At 74.6% G+C, this 14,367-nt stretch carries 12 protein-coding genes; 8 read left to right on the top strand and 4 right to left on the bottom strand.

Translation table 11 applies throughout. The features are described 5' to 3' along the window. Positions 1 to 56 precede the first annotated feature (56 nt). From BKA00_RS05975 to BKA00_RS05960, 4 genes are read left to right on the top strand one after another with little or no spacing between them, the layout of a single operon-like run. Positions 57 to 893: a hypothetical protein gene (locus tag BKA00_RS05975; protein ID WP_185023962.1), complete on the top strand. Its 837-nt coding sequence runs from the start codon at positions 57 to 59 to the stop codon at positions 891 to 893. Beyond that, on the top strand, positions 890 to 1,984 hold the full coding sequence (locus tag BKA00_RS05970) for a hypothetical protein (protein ID WP_185023961.1): 1,095 nt from the start codon (positions 890 to 892) through the stop codon (positions 1,982 to 1,984). The genes BKA00_RS05975 and BKA00_RS05970 overlap by 4 nt, the downstream gene beginning before the upstream one ends. A 7-nt stretch (positions 1,985 to 1,991) precedes the next feature. Further along, a complete protein-coding gene (locus tag BKA00_RS05965; RefSeq protein WP_185023960.1) occupies positions 1,992 to 3,464 on the top strand; it encodes a hypothetical protein in 1,473 nt (490 codons plus the stop codon). Beyond that, entirely contained in the window at positions 3,461 to 4,822 is a 1,362-nt protein-coding gene (locus BKA00_RS05960) for an AAA family ATPase (RefSeq protein WP_230299275.1), read from the top strand. Before BKA00_RS05965 ends, BKA00_RS05960 begins: the two co-directional genes overlap by 4 nt. A 28-nt stretch (positions 4,823 to 4,850) precedes the next feature. Here the strand turns inward: BKA00_RS05960 and BKA00_RS05955 are convergent, their stop codons facing one another. Further along, positions 4,851 to 5,639, bottom strand: coding sequence for an ABC transporter ATP-binding protein (locus tag BKA00_RS05955; RefSeq protein ID WP_185023959.1), 789 nt, complete (start codon positions 5,637 to 5,639; stop codon positions 4,851 to 4,853). A gap of 193 nt (positions 5,640 to 5,832) precedes the next feature. Between BKA00_RS05955 and BKA00_RS05950 the strand changes: the two genes are divergently transcribed. The 3 genes from BKA00_RS05950 to BKA00_RS05940 all read left to right on the top strand — a co-directional run bounded on the left by BKA00_RS05950 (position 5,833) and on the right by BKA00_RS05940 (position 7,494). Continuing rightward, positions 5,833 to 6,348 (top strand): hypothetical protein, encoded by a 516-nt coding sequence (locus BKA00_RS05950; protein WP_185023958.1) that lies wholly within the window; start codon positions 5,833 to 5,835, stop codon positions 6,346 to 6,348. Positions 6,349 to 6,450: 102 nt separating this feature from the next. Beyond that, positions 6,451 to 7,140, top strand: coding sequence for a hypothetical protein (locus tag BKA00_RS05945; RefSeq protein ID WP_185023957.1), 690 nt, complete (start codon positions 6,451 to 6,453; stop codon positions 7,138 to 7,140). 132 nt (positions 7,141 to 7,272) lie between these two features. Further along, complete coding sequence (locus tag BKA00_RS05940; RefSeq protein ID WP_185023956.1) at positions 7,273 to 7,494, top strand: hypothetical protein; 222 nt, start codon at positions 7,273 to 7,275, stop codon at positions 7,492 to 7,494. A gap of 33 nt (positions 7,495 to 7,527) precedes the next feature. Here the strand turns inward: BKA00_RS05940 and BKA00_RS05935 are convergent, their stop codons facing one another. Together BKA00_RS05935 and pip are read right to left on the bottom strand one after the other, a co-directional pair. After that, positions 7,528 to 9,090, bottom strand: a complete 1,563-nt coding sequence (locus tag BKA00_RS05935) for a coiled-coil domain-containing protein (protein WP_185023955.1) — start codon at positions 9,088 to 9,090, stop codon at positions 7,528 to 7,530. A 27-nt stretch (positions 9,091 to 9,117) separates the two neighbouring features. Continuing rightward, positions 9,118 to 10,119, bottom strand: coding sequence for a prolyl aminopeptidase (gene pip / locus BKA00_RS05930; RefSeq protein WP_221493652.1), 1,002 nt, complete (start codon positions 10,117 to 10,119; stop codon positions 9,118 to 9,120). 79 nt (positions 10,120 to 10,198) lie between these two features. Between pip and BKA00_RS05925 the strand changes: the two genes are divergently transcribed. Further along, positions 10,199 to 10,423 (top strand): hypothetical protein, encoded by a 225-nt coding sequence (locus BKA00_RS05925; protein WP_185023953.1) that lies wholly within the window; start codon positions 10,199 to 10,201, stop codon positions 10,421 to 10,423. Here BKA00_RS05925 and hrpA read toward each other — a convergent pair. Further along, positions 10,420 to 14,352: an ATP-dependent RNA helicase HrpA gene (gene hrpA, locus BKA00_RS05920; RefSeq protein WP_185023952.1), complete on the bottom strand. Its 3,933-nt coding sequence runs from the start codon at positions 14,350 to 14,352 to the stop codon at positions 10,420 to 10,422. The genes BKA00_RS05925 and hrpA overlap by 4 nt on opposite strands. Positions 14,353 to 14,367: the final 15 nt, after the last annotated feature.

The following is a 14,367-nucleotide window of genomic DNA, read 5'->3' as shown; positions in this document are numbered from 1 at the left end:
CCGCACAAAACTGGAAAACACTGGAAGTGTCGGGAAGCACCTGTACTGTCTGCCGCATGTCCCGGTCCCCCGGCGTCCCGACCCCCGACGAGCTGGAGACGCGCATCGCCGAGCTGCGCGCCGCCGTGCGCCGGGCCATGGCCTCCGGCGACCGGGCGCGGGCCCGCGAGCTGCGCGGCGAACTGCGCCGGGCCGAGGCCGCGTGGGACGACGCCGTCCTCGGCGACACCGCCGGGCCCGGCGCCCGCCGCGACGAGGAGGGCCCGCGCGCTCTGCTGCCCGTCCGGGAGCAGGTCCACCAGGCGCTCACCCTGCTCGGGGCGCCCGCCGCGCCGAAGCTGATCGGGTCGGTGTACGCGGCGTTCTTCCCCGGCGAGATCCCGGGGAGCCGGCTGACGAGCCTGCGCCGCGACGAGGAGCGCTCCTTCCGCACCGCGCCGTACGCGCGCCCCTACTACCTGTGCGCCGCGCTGACCGCCGACCTGCTCGCGCCCGCGCGCGGGCTCCTCACCGTGAGCACGTGGCCGCTGGAGCAGCGCGTCGTCGGGCCGCTCAGCCCGCGCACCGACTTCCTCACCTGCGCGCTGCGCCTGGCCGAGCACGCCGGGCGCGGGACGCCGTCGCCGGACGTGCAGCGGCTGCTGTGGCGTTTCGCGTCCAACATTCCCGGTGCGGTCACCGGTACGGTCGGTACAGTCGATCCGGCCGTGCTCGCCGAGGCCGCCCGGGCCGAGCTGGACGTGCACCGCGCCCCGGACCGGCGGCGGCGCGAGTCGGCCGCGGCACGCGCCCGGGAGCGGCTCGACGACGCCGAACGGCTGTTCGGCAGCCGGCTGCGGGCCCTGCGGGATCCCGGCCGGCGCCCCGCCATCAACGGAGAGACGGACCGATGACCGACACCGCGCCGGACCTGGACCGGCTGCGCGGCGACGCGCCCCCGCGCAACCACGACGCCCGCACGATCGCCGCGCTCACGTCCAATCCGGGCTGCGCCCGCCGCGGGGTGATGGACGCGGCGGGGGTCGACAAGGACGCGGTGGCGCGGGCCCTCGGGTTCCCCGCGCCGTTCGGCCAGTCCCAGTTCGCGATCACGCGCGGGAACGCGTTCGAGGCGCAGGTGAAGGCGGACGGCTGCGCGGAGCTGCTGACCCTGCTGCGCGAGCGGCTCGGCCTCGCCGTCCCCGAGGTCGCCTACGACGACCTGGAGGTGGTCGCGGGCAACGAGGGCCGGGAGCTGCGGCACTCGCGCACGCGGCGGCTGGTCGCCCGCGCGCTGGAGACCGGCGAGGGGACGCTGTTCGACCACCCGCTGCTGCGGCTGGAGATCGCCGGACGGCCCGCCTACCTGGAGCCGGACGTGATCGCGTTCCAGCTCGAGGGCCGGATGCACGTCATCGAGATCAAGTCGTTCGCGGTCGTGGACGGGCAGGCCGAGCCGGAGCAGGTCGCGGCGGCGGCGCGCCAGTCGGCGGTGTACGTGCTGGCGCTGCGGCGGCTGGCGGCCGAGCTCGGGCACGACCCGGCGCGCGTCTCGCACGAGGTGTTCCTCGTCTGCCCGGAGAACTTCTCCAACCGGCCTACCGCGACGCCGCTGGACGTGCGTCCCCAGCTCGCCGTCCTGGAACGGCAGCTCGCGCGCCTCACCCGCGTCGACGACATCCTCGCCGAGCTGCCGGACGACCTGACGTTCGAGCCCGGGGACGCGCTCGCGGAGTCCGTGCGGGCCGTCGAGGCGCGGTACGCGCCCGAGTGCATGGCGGGCTGCGAGATGGCGCTGTTCTGCCGGGACGAGGCGCGGGCGTGCGGCTCGACGGGCGCGCTCGGCCGGTCCGTCCGCGACGACCTCGGCGGCGTCGACACGATCGGCGCCGCGCTCGCGCTGGCGGAGGGGTCGCTGCGTCCCTCCGACGACCTGGCCGAGACGGCCGAGCAGCTGCGCGCCGCGGCCCGGCTGCGCGACGAGGCGCTGCACGGGGCCGCGTGATCCGCCCATGAGCGCGCTGTCCTCGCTCGCGCGGTTGCAGGCGGCGGCCGCCGGGATCGCGCAGCCGCTCGCCACCGTGCGGCACTGCCACGTCTCCGCCGACCCGCTCGTGCTCGTCCCGCTGAAGCTCGCCGGCGAGGCGGCGGCGCCTCTGGCCGTGATGCTCGGCAGCGCGCCGGACGACGCGACCCTGCTCGTGGTCCCGCAGCCGCGCAACCGCGACCTGCGGTTCGCCTTCGCGGCGAGCCTCGCCAAGCTCGTCCTGAACCACATCGAGACGAGCCGGGGCCCGGTGGAGGAGCTGCCGCCCGGCAAGGACGGCGATGAGCGGATCCGGTACGGGGACGCGCCGCAGCTGCTCGTACCGAACCGGGGCGGCGTCGCGTTCCTGCGGATGGTGGGCCGGTCGACGCGGTTCCGCAGCACCGAGGGCCCGTACGCGGTGGACCCGGCGGTGCCGGTGCTCGGCCGGTGGCTGACGTGGTTCGCCGACCGCCACGACCATCCGGGCTCGTCCCTGCTCGGGGCGGTGACCGAGCTGCTGCGGCTGCACTGGGCGACCGGGCAGAGCTCTCTCGAGGACGGCAACCTCGCCGCCCTGCTGGGCTGGATCGCCCCTCCGGACGGCCTCGACGGGCCGGCCGCCGCGGCCCGCGCCGAGGACCCCGTCGTCTGCCCGCCCGCGGGCCCGACGACCGACCCGACGTTCGACAACGAGGTCCTCGCGCCCGCGATCGCCGGCTACGACCGGTCGGGCGGGGCCCCCGCCGCCGAGGAGCGGCTGCGCGCCGCGGTCGCGAGCCAGCTCACCCCGACCTGGGAGCTGATGTGGCGCGCCGTCGGGCTGCTGCGGGCGCTGCCGGAGGGCGCGAGCGTCCCGCGCCGCTGGGAGCGCGACCGGGACGCCTTCACCTATTACCACCAGACGTTCGGCGAGGCGTATCCTCAGGCGCGCCGCGACCCGCCCGTCCGGGCGGCGCGGCGGCTGCACGACCTCGAACGCGCGCAGGACGCCTACGACGCGCAGCGGGCGTTCGACGACCCCCTGGTGATGGCCGAGCACCGGCTGGCCGGCCAGGCGTTCGGCGGGACGGTCACCGAGTGCGACCCCGCCCGGCTGGACGAGACGGGCAAGCGGCCGAAGCTGCGCCCGCTGCTGCGGGTCGGCACGCGGGACCCGGTGCGGCTCGACGTCGGCGCGACCGTGTGCAGCGCGGCCAGACCGGCCCTCAAGGGGAGGATCGTGGAGTTGGACGACGGCGGCGTGCTGCTGGAGCTGACCGGCGGGATGGGCCGCAAGCTCACCCCCGAGGCGGGCGCCGTCCCCGAGGTCGGCGACCGGGTGTGCTTCACCTCGCTGACGGAGGGCTCGTTCGGCATGGCGAGGTTCCCCGACCGGGAGGACACGCCGTGGACGCACGGCGGGCCGCCCGTCGAGTACGTGCCGACCGACGAGGACGCCGAAGAGGAATGGTCGTGACCGGACAGGCGGGCCGTCATCTGTCGCCGGTGGCGACGATGGACCCGGAGCCGTCCCTCGATCCCGGCGACGCCGCGGCGCGGGTCGTCGACGCGGTCCTGGCCGACCTCGGCGGCGGGCACCGCGGCGTGGTGGTCGACTCCCCGCCGGGCGCGGGCAAGTCGACGCTGGTGGTCCGCGCGGCCGCGCACCTGGCCGAGGCCGGCGAGCGGCTGATGATCGTGGCGCAGACCAACGAGCAGGTCGACGACCTCATCGACCGGATCGCCGCGAAGCACCCCGGCATCACGCTGGGGCGGCTGTCGGCGTCGGGCTACGTGCCGTCCGAGCGGGTCATGGCGCATCCGTCCGTGCGGGTGGCGCAGAAGGCCGACGACCTCGCCGAGCGCACCGTCGTCATCGCGACGGGCGCGAAGTGGGCCACGCTCTCGGACGGGTCCTGGCCGTGGGCGATCGTCGACGAGGCGTACCAGATGCGCTCGGACCTGCTCCTGCGCATCGCCGGGCGGTTCGAGCGGGCGCTGTTCGTCGGCGACCCCGGCCAGCTCGACCCGTTCTCCACCGTCGAGGTCGAACGCTGGGCGGGCCTCACCTGGGACCCGATGCGCAGCGCCGTGTCGGTCCTGCTCGCGCACAACCCGCAGCTTCCCGTCCACCGGCTGCCGGTGTCCTGGCGGCTGCCCGCGTCGGCGGCGCCGGTGGTGTCGGAGGCGTTCTACCCGTTCACCGGGTTCCGCGCCGGGACGGGGCCGGGCGACCGGACGCTGGAGTTCGCCGCGCGCGGCATGGGGACCACCTACGACCACGCGCTCGAAGAGGCGGCGGCGACCGGGTGGGCCTTCTACGAGCTGCCCGCCCGGCACACGCTGCGCACCGACTCCGAAGCCGTCCGCGCGACGGCGGCGCTCGCCGTCCGGCTGCTGCAGCGCGGCCCCGTCGCGCACTCCGAACGGGGCTCGGAGCCGGTGGACGCCGCGCGCGTCGCGATCGGCGCGGCCCACCGCGACCAGGTCACCGCGATCCGCGCCGCGCTCGGCCCGCACGGCGAGGGCATCACCGTCGACACCGCCAACCGGCTCCAGGGCCGCGAGTACGACGTGACGGTCATGCTGCACCCGCTGTCGGGGCGCCGCGACGCGACCGCGTTCCACCTGGAGTCGGGGCGGCTGTGCGTGCTGGCGTCGCGGCACCGGCACGCGTGCGTCGTGGTGGCGCGCGCGGGCATCCCCGAGCTGCTGGACGCGCATCCGTCCGCCGAGCCGGTGCACCTCGGCGTGCCGGTCAAGTTCCCGGACGGGTGGGAGGCGAACCAGGCGGTCCTGGCGCATCTGGCCCGGCACCGCGTCGCCGGCGGCTAGCCGGGCCCTCGGAGCGCGGGACGGGCGGTCAGATCCGTCCGGCTGTCGCGGCCCAGCGCCCGTTGCTTCGGCTGATGGTGATCGGATGGTCGAAGCACGCGCTGACCAGCTCGGTCGTGAGCACCTCGCCGGCCGGTCCGGAGGCGAGTACGCGGCCCTCGCGCAGCAGCAGCGCGTGGCTGGTGCTGAGCGGCAGCTCCTCCAGGTGGTGCGTGACGAGCACGGTGGTCAGGCCGGGGCGCTCGGCGCGCAGCCGGTCGAGGGCGGCGAGCAGCCGCTCCCGGGCGGCGACGTCCAGGCCCGTGGCGGGCTCGTCGAGCAGGAGCAGCGGCGGGTCGGGCATCAGCGCCCGCGCGATCAGCGCGCGGCCCCGCTCCCCCTGCGACAGGTTCGGCCAGCGCGCGTCCGTGCGGGGCGTGAGGCCCATCAGCGCGATCAGTTCGTCCGCGCGGCGCAGGTCCGCCTCGGCCGGCGTCCAGCGCGGGACGAGCTCGATGGTGCCCGTCACGCCGGTCAGGACGATCTCGCGGACCGTCCGCGCCGACTCCAGGGGGTGGCGCGGGTTGACCTGCCCGATCAGCCTGCGCAGCTCCTGCACGTCCACGCGGCCGAGCCGGCGCCCGAGGATCTCCGCCGTGCCGCGCGTCGGATGGGTGTAGGCGCCGAGGACGCCGAGCAGCGTGCTCTTGCCGGCGCCGTTCGGGCCGATCAGCGCCCAGTGCTCGCCGCGCAGCACCGTCAGCGTGACGCGGTCGAGCAGCGACCGCCGCTCGCGGACCAGATCGATCTTGTCGGCGTTCAGCACGACGTCGGGCACGGGACCTCCCGTTCGAAAGCACGGAATGCGGGCACGCGGGGGGATGTGCGGCGTGCGGACGCGGGAGACCGGGGTCGCCGGGGCGGTTGCGTCGGTGAAGGACCCTCAACGTACCCGAACGCCGCGGCCTGGTACGAGCGAGGCGTCCGGCCGGATAATGTGAGAGCCGGTGCCTCAGCGATCGGGGAGGGACATGGAGGACCTCGGCTTCATGTGCGCCCGCTGCGGCGGCGAGGTGCACGACGTGACGCACAACCGCGAGGGCTCGCTCGACGGGGTCGGCTACCGCCACAACCGGCGGGTGGAGCCGTGGGACCACGAGCTCGAGCTCGCGGTCGGCGAGCCCGCCCCGCTCGACCAGGTATGCGACTTCTGCGGCGTGGCCGCGCCGCAGTGGCTCTACTACCCGACGCTCGACCCCGACGACACCGACATGTTCGAGGTCGAGCTCGACACCACGCACCTGTCGGACGACGACACCGCCGTGGCCGTCCTCAACATGCTCTACCCCTGGTACGGGTGCGACACGTGCTCGGTCCTCGTCGCCGACCGCAACGTCGACCTGCTCATCGCCCGCGCGCTCGACCGGACCCCCGTCCCCGCCGACGGCCCCGTCGACGAGGAGACCGTCCGGGCGCGCCTGCGCGGCTCCCTCTCGGTCTTCTTCACCACCCGTCCGGGCAGGCCGCAGCCCTCCCGGGCCGTGTAGCGCGCGCGGCGCCCGGCTACCCCCGGGGGGTGGGTTGTCGTCGGGGCTCAATATGATCGGTCCCGTTTTGGTTTGGCGTACGTGAGCACGGGGGACATAGAAATGATCATCGAGAGGCGGTTCCACGGGCCGGAGGGGTCCGGGAACGGCGGATACGTGGCGGGACGCCTGGCGGGGAGGGTCCCGATCGACACGGTGACCGTGACGCTGCGGCGGCCGCCGCCGCTGGAGACCGAGCTCGCCGTCACGGTGGAGGACGAGCGCGGGCACAGCGCGCGGCTGTGGGACGGCGAGCGGCTCATCGCCGAGGCGCTGGCGGGGGCGATCGTGGTGCCGCCCATCGCGGCCGTCCCGTTCGAGGAGGCGCTCAAGGCGGCGGAGAAGTACCGGGCGGCGGAGAACCACCCGTTCCCCGGCTGCTTCGTGTGCGGGCCGGACCGCGAGCCCGGCGACGGGCTGCGGCTCGAACCGGGCCCCGTCACCGAGGGCACCGTCGCGGCGCCGTGGGTCCCCGAGCGGGTGCCCGAGCGTGAGCTGGTGTGGGCGGCGCTCGACTGCCCCGGCGGCTGGTCGTTCGACGTGGCGGGCCGCCCGGCGGTCCTCGGCACGATGACGGCGCAGGTCATGGACGTTCCGCGGGCCGGTGAGCGGTGTGTGGTGATGGGGTTCGCGCGCAGCCGCGAGGGCCGCAAGATGCACGCGGCGACCGCCCTGTACGGGGCGGGCGGGCGGCTGCTGGGCCGCGCCGAGCAGATATGGATCGAGGTCGATCCCGAGACGTTCGGGCGCTGACCGTCCGGCCGACGTTCCGACGGCGGAGCCGCCGGAGTTTGCCTGTTTCGGCGCATTGTGTCGTCCGACACTGTCACTCGCGCCGGATCCGCTGTTCAATCTGAGCTTCCGCGGAAAACGGGAGGCGGATCGATGCGCGGAGACGGATTACTCATCGTGGGGCTGGCGGCGCTGGCCCTGTACACGGGGGCTTACTGGGAGAACGCCCGCCGCGCCGCGGTGGACATGGCGCGGGGCCATCGGAGGGTCCTCACGCCGCGGCGCACCGCGGCGAGGGAGCGCGCCCGGGTCCTGATGTCCGCCTCGGTGGCGGCGCTGGCACTGGCGCTGGTCCTGGTGGCCGGCCTCGGCTGAGCCCGGACGGCGTGGCCGCCCGGGCCTCGGCGGTCAGGGGCCGGTGAACAGGGGGTCCTCCCGGTCCGCGCCGTTGAGGGGGCGGCCGTGGTTCGGGGGGTGGCCGCCCGGCGCGGGGTGGCCGCCGGTGGCCGAGGCCGGCGTCCCGTTCGGGACGGGAGCCGGGCTCGGGACGGGGAGCCCGAGGGGGGCCGGCGCGCCCGGACGGGCGGGGGATCCGCCCGGGAAGGGGCCGCCGATCGGGGGCGGGCCCGGCGGCATGCCGGGAGCCGGGGCGGGGCCGGGTGCTCCGGCGGGCGGCGCGCCGGGCGGGGGCCCGGGGTGGCCGCCGCCGGACATCCGGCCGCCGGGCGGGAAGTTCGACGACAGCGTGTTGTGGGTGAGCTGGTCGATCTGGCGGCGGGCGCGGTCGGCCTCGGCGCGGGCGGCGTCGCGCTCCTCGGCGAGGGCGGTGAGCGCCGCCTGCTGCTCGGCGACCGACTGCGACAGCTGCCCTAGCTGCACCGCCTGGTCGTTGACCTTGGTGTTCAGCTCGTCCCGCTCGGACGTCGCGGCCGCGGCCTGCGCCAGCGCGGCGTCGCGCTCCTTGGCGGCCTCGTCGGCGCGGGCGTTGGCGCGGACGACCTCCGCCTCGGCCTCGGACTGCGCGCGCATGGCGGTGGTGCGCTCGGCCTCGGCCTTGCTGGCGGCCTGCATGGCGCGCTGCCGCTGGGCCTCGGTGTCGCGCATGGCGTTGCGCAGGTCCTCGGCGCCCTGCTTGGCGACCGCGGCCTCCACGCGCTGCGCCTCGGCGGCGCCCTCCGCCTCGGCGAGCTTGGCGTGCAGGCCGACGAGCTCGGCCCGCGCGGCCTCCAGCGCGGCGAGCAGCTCGCTCTCCCGGGCCGCGACCCGGTCGCGCTCGCTCTCAGCGGCGAGCTTGGCCGTCATGGACTGCTGCGCGATCTGGTGGGCCTCCTCCCACGCCTGCTGCGCGGCGTCGCGCTTGGCGGTGGCGAGCCTGGCCTCCTCGCGGGCGCGGCCGGCCTCCCCCTCGGCCGCCTCGGCGCGCTTGCGGGACGAGACGGCCTCGTGCCACGCCTCCTCGGCCTTGCGCTGGGAGGCGTCGCGCTCGCTCTGCGCGATGGCGAGCTCGCGGGCGGCCTCGGCCCGCACCTCGGCGACGCGGCGCTCCACGCCGGCGACGCTCAGCTCGGAGGTCAGCGAGTCGGCGAGCGCGTCGGCGGCCCGCTCCATCCGCTCGACGATCTCCCACGCCGACGCGACCTGCCCGGTGAGGCCCGGCGCGTCCCGGCCGCGGTCGCGGCGCTCGCGCGCCTCGCGGGCGCAGGCCCCGTCGTTGTCCTGGCAGTAGCGGACGGTGCGGGCGGCGCCGACCGGCTGCGGGACGGGACGCCCGCAGTTGGCGCACGGCCAGACCGTGACCGGGTCGCCCATGCGCGCGACCGCGGTCTCGACGGGCGCCCCGGACCCCGTGCCCTCGTACACCGCGCTCTCGTACGTTGTGCCCTCGTACGCCGAGCCCTCGGAGACCGCGCCCTGGGGAGCCGCGGCCGTCTCCTCCGGGCCGCTATTGTCGCGCTCTTCGCTGTTAGGCATGGAATGAACCTTACGCACCCCCGCCCGTCACTGCAGTGACTTGGGTGGTACATGTGGGGGCGCCCACTTCGCGGGAAAGTGAGCGGCGAAGGCGTCGGTGGCCTCGATCAGGCGGTCGCGCGTGCCGGGCTCGCCGCCGCCGTGCCCGGCGTCCTCGACGATGTGGAATTCCGCCTCCGGCCACGCGCGGTGCAGGTCCCACGCCTGCTCCAGCGGCGTCTTCACGTCGTACCGCCCGTTCACGATCACGGCGGGGATGTGCCGGATCCGGTCCACGCCCGCGAGAAGGCCCCCGGGCGGGAGGAAGCCCCCGTTCGCGATGTAGTGGTTCATGATGCGGGCGAAGGCCACCATCACCGCGACGTCCAGCTCCGGCGGCGGGACGGGCAGGAGCGTGTTGGCCGCCAGCTCCCACGCGGCCCAGGCACGGGCGGCCGGAACGTGGACGGCCGGGTCCGGGTGGCCGACCCGGCGGCCGTAGGCGGACAGCAGGTCGCCCTGCTCGGCGGGCGGGATCGCGTCCCGGAAGGCCGCCCACTCGGCCGGGAACAGGCGCGCCGCGCCGGTCGGGGCCAGCCCCCACGCCTCGTCCCAGGGGCGGACGAGGTAGATGCCGCGCAGCACCATCGCGCCGACCCGGTCGGGGTGCGCCTGCGCGTACGCGAGCGCGAGGGTGCTCCCCCAGCTGCCGCCGTACACGAGCCAGCGTTCGATCGACAGGTGCTCGCGCAGGCGCTCCATGTCGGCCACCAGGTGCGGTGTGGTGTTGCGGTCGAGCGGCACCGCAGGGTCGCCGGCGCAGGGCAGGCTCCGGCCGCAGTTGCGCTGGTCGAACAGGACGATGCGGTACCGGGCCGGGTCGAAGAACCGCCGCTGGTCGGGCAGCAGTCCCCCTCCGGGCCCGCCGTGCAGGAACACCGCGGGCAGTCCGTCGGGATTGCCGCAGGTCTCCCAGTAGACGCGGTCGCCGTCGCCGACGTCCAGCAGCCCGGAGTCGTACGGCTCGATCGGTGGGTAGTACTCCCGCAAGGCCATGGCCCAGTATCACCCGTATTCGATCAACCAGGACCGCCGCTCTCTCGCCCGCGTGACCCGCTAATCTCCCCGCATGACCCAGCCGACGTGCACGCAATGCGAGGGCGACGACCTCGAACAGGGCTTCATCGAGGACGCGGGCGAGCACTCCAAGGGCTACGCCCGCTGGATCCTCGGCCCGCTGGAAAAGGGCTTGCTCGGCGGCGCGAAGCGCATGGGCCGGCCTCGCTGGCAGATCGACGCCCTGCGGTGCCGCCGGTGCGGGCACCTGGAGCTGTTCGCGCGCACGCCCGGCTAGAGCTGGGCCATCGCCTTGCGGATGCGCTTGTCGGAGACGGGGAAGCGGGTGCCGAGCTGCTGGGCGAAGAGGCTGACCCGCAGCTCCTCCAGCATCCAGCGGATCTGCCGGGCCGGCTCCTCCTCCCGCCGGGCGGGGTGGAGCCGGCGCAGGGTCTGGTCGTACTCCTGCGCCAGGACCTCGACCTGGTGCGCGAGCATGCGGTCGCGCCCCGGGTTCTCGGGGAGCTTGTCGAGCCTCACCTGCAGGGCGCGCAGGTAGCGCGGCAGATCCGGCAGCCGGGCCCAGCCGGTCGCGGTGACGAACCCCGGCCGCACGAGCGTGCCGAGATGGCCGCGGACGTCGGTGAGCGCGGGCACGAGGGTGAGGCTCGCCGTGCCGCGCAGCCGCCGGTCGATCTCGTGCGCCTCGGCGAGGATCCGCTCGACCAGGCCGACGATCTGGGCGGTCGCGTCGTGCAGGCCGGCGCGGACCCGGTCGTACAGGGCGCGGAAGCCGTCCTCGTCCCACGCGGGCCCGCCCGCCTCGGCGATGAGCCGGTCGGCGGCGGCGGTGACGCAGTCGTCGAACAGCGCCGCGACCGATCCGTGTGGGTTGTGGCTGAGCGCCAGCTTGCCCTGGTTGGTCAGGCGGCCCTGGATGAGCTTCACCGGCGACGGCGCGTTCAGCAGGATCAGCCGCCGCGTGCCGAGCCACATCGCGCGGCGCTGCTCGGCCTCCGTCTCGTACATGCGGACGGCCACGGTGCCGCCCTCGTCGGTGAGCGCGGGATAGGCCTTGACGTCGTAGCCGGCCTGGTTGCGCTCGTAGGTGCGGGGCAGCTCGCCGATCGTCCACTCGGTGAGCCCGGACCGCTCGATCGTGGACGCGGCCTTGGACAGCGTCCCGCGCACCTTCCCGGCGAGGCGGCGTTTCAGCTCGTCCAGGTCGGTGCCCTCGCCGAGGGTCCGGCCCGCGGCGTCGAGGACGCGGAACGTGATGCGCAGGTGGGCGGGCAGCCGGGACGGGTCCCACGCCTCCCGCGCGACAGGCACGCTCGTCATCGCGGTCAGCTCGCGCTCCAGGGCGTCCAGCAGGGGCTCGGTGCGCGGCGCCACGCGGTCGAGGATCTTGCGGGCGTAGTCGGGCGCCGGGACGAAGTTCACGCGCAGCTGCTTCGGCAGCGACCGGATCAGCTCGGTGACCAGTTCGGTGCGCAGGCCCGGCACCTGCCAGTCGAAGCCGGCGGGCCGCACCTGGTTGAGGACCTGGACGGGGATGTGCACGGTGACGCCGTCGGCGTCGGTGCCCGGCTCGAACTGGTAGGTGAGCTTCAGCCGCAGCGCGCCCTGCTGCCACACGTCCGGGTAGTCGGCCTCGCTGACGCCGCCCGCGGACTCGTTGATGAGCATCGACTTCTCGAACCCGAGCAGGTCGGGGTCGGCGCGCTGGGCCTTCTTCCACCAGGCGTCGAAGTGCCGCCCGGAGACGACGTCCTCGGGGATCCGCGCGTCGTAGAAGTCGAAGAGGGTCTCGTCGTCGACGAGGATGTCGCGGCGCCGGGCGCGGTGCTCCAGTTCCTCCACCTCGTCCAGCAGGGCGCGGTTGTCGTGGAAGAACGAGTGGTGGGTCTCCCAGTCGCCCTCGACGAGCGCGTGCCGGATGAACAGCTCGCGCGACAGGGCCGGGTCGATGGCGCCGTAGTTGACGCGGCGGTCGGCGACGATCGGGACCCCGTAGAGGGTGACCTTCTCGCGCGCCATGACGGCCGCCTGCTTCTTCGACCAGTGCGGCTCGCTGTAGTTGCGCTTCACCAGGTGCTGCGCGAGGGGTTCGACCCACTCGGGCTCGATCCTGGCGTTGATCCGCCCCCACAGCCGGGACGTCTCGACCAGCTCCGCCGACATCACCCAGCGCGGCGGCTTCTTGAAAAGCGACGACCCTGGGAACACCGCGAACTTCGCGCCCCGGGCGCCGAGGTACTCCTGCCCGCGGCGCTGCTTCTCCTTCTTGTCGACGTCCATCAGGCCGATGTGGGACAGCAGGCCGGCGAGCAGCGAGGTGTGGATGCGGTCGGGCGGCGCGTCGGCGGTGTTCAGCGTGACGCCGAGGGACTTGGCGACCTGCTTGAGCTGGCCGTGCAGGTCCTGCCACTCGCGGATGCGCAGGTAGTGCAGGAACTCGTTCTTGCACATGCGGCGGAACGCGCTGCCCGACAGCTCCGCCTGCCGCTCGCGCAGGTAGTTCCACAGGTTCAGGTAGGCGAGGAAGTCGGAGCCGGGGTCGGCGAAGCGGCGGTGCCGCTCGTCGGCGGCCTGCTGGTTCTCGGCGGGGCGCTCGCGCGGGTCCTGGATGGACAGCGCCGCCGCGATGATCAGCACCTCGCGGACGCAGCCGCCCCGGTCGGCCTCCAGGATCATGCGCCCGAGGCGGGGGTCGACGGGCAGCTGGGCCAGCCGGCGGCCGAGCGGGGTGAGGCGCTTGCGCGGGTCCTTCTCGGCCGGGTCGATCGCGCCGAGCTCGTGGAGGAGGTCCACGCCGGCCTTGACGTTGCGGCGGTCGGGCGGCTCCACGAACGGGAACGCGGCGATGTCGCCGAGGCCGAGCGCGGTCATCTGCAGGATGACCGACGCGAGGTTGGTCCGCAGGATCTCCGGCTCGGTGAACTCCGGGCGGGACTCGAAGTCCTCCTCGGAGTACAGCCGGATGCACACGCCCTCGGAGACGCGGCCGCAGCGGCCCTTGCGCTGGTTCGCCGAGGCCTGCGACACCGGCTCGATCGGGAGCCGCTGCACCTTCAGCCGGTGGCTGTAGCGGGAGATGCGCGCGGTGCCGGGGTCGACGACGTACTTGATGCCGGGGACGGTCAGCGACGTCTCCGCGACGTTGGTGGCGAGCACGACCCGCCGCCCGCGGTGCGCCTGGAACACCCGGTGCTGCTCTGCCGACGACAGCCGGGCGTACAGCGGCAGGACCTCGGTCGTCCCCCGCTGCCGGGTGAAGTGCTTGGTGAGCGCGTCGGCGGTGTCGCGGATCTCCCGCTCGCCGCTGAGGAACACCAGGACGTCGCCGGGCCCCTCGCGGCCGAGCTCGTCGACCGCGTCGACGATCGCCTGGACCTGGTCGCGGTCGGGGTCGGCGGACGGGTCGTCCGGGTCGGTGACGGGCCGGTACCGGACCTCGACCGGATAGGTGCGCCCGGACACCTCCACGATCGGCGCGTCCCCGAAGTGCGCGGAGAACCGCTCCGGGTCGATCGTCGCGGAGGTGATGATCACCTTGAGGTCGGGGCGGCGGGGCAGGATCTCCCTGACGTAGCCGAGGAGGAAGTCGATGTTCAGGCTGCGCTCGTGCGCCTCGTCGATGATGAGCGTGTCGTACTGGCGCAGCAGCCGGTCGGTCTGGATCTCCGCGAGGAGGATGCCGTCGGTCATCAGCTTCACGAGCGTGTCGTCGCTCGACCGGTCGGTGAAGCGCACCTTGTAGCCGACGGTCTGGCCGAGTTCGGTGCCGAGCTCCTCGGCGATGCGGTCGCCGACCGTCCGCGCGGCGAGCCGCCGCGGCTGGGTGTGGCCGATGGAGCCGAGCACGCCCCTGCCGAGTTCGAGGCAGATCTTGGGAATCTGGGTGGTCTTGCCGGAGCCGGTCTCGCCCGCGACGATCACGACCTGGTGGTCGCGGATCGCGGCGAGGATGTCGTCCTTCTTCTGCGACACCGGCAGCTGCGCCGGATAGGTGATCTCGGGCACGGCGAGGCGCCGCCGCTCGACGCGCCGCTCGGCGGCCTCGACGTCGGCGGCGATCTCCTCGGCGACCCTCGCCCGGCGCGCGGCGTCGCGCGTCTTCTGGGCGCCGTCGATCCTGCGGCGCAGCCGGTGCTGGTCGCGCAGCATCAACTGCGGCAGGCGCGCGCGCAGGCCGGCGAGCGGCGATTCCACACTCGTCCCCATAACCATCGACAAGGA

Source organism: Actinomadura coerulea (genome assembly GCF_014208105.1).
In the GTDB taxonomy this organism is placed as follows: domain Bacteria; phylum Actinomycetota; class Actinomycetes; order Streptosporangiales; family Streptosporangiaceae; genus Spirillospora; species Spirillospora coerulea.
The sequence above is the reverse complement of the archived record's forward strand: the minus strand, read 5'-3'. Positions and strand labels throughout refer to the sequence as shown.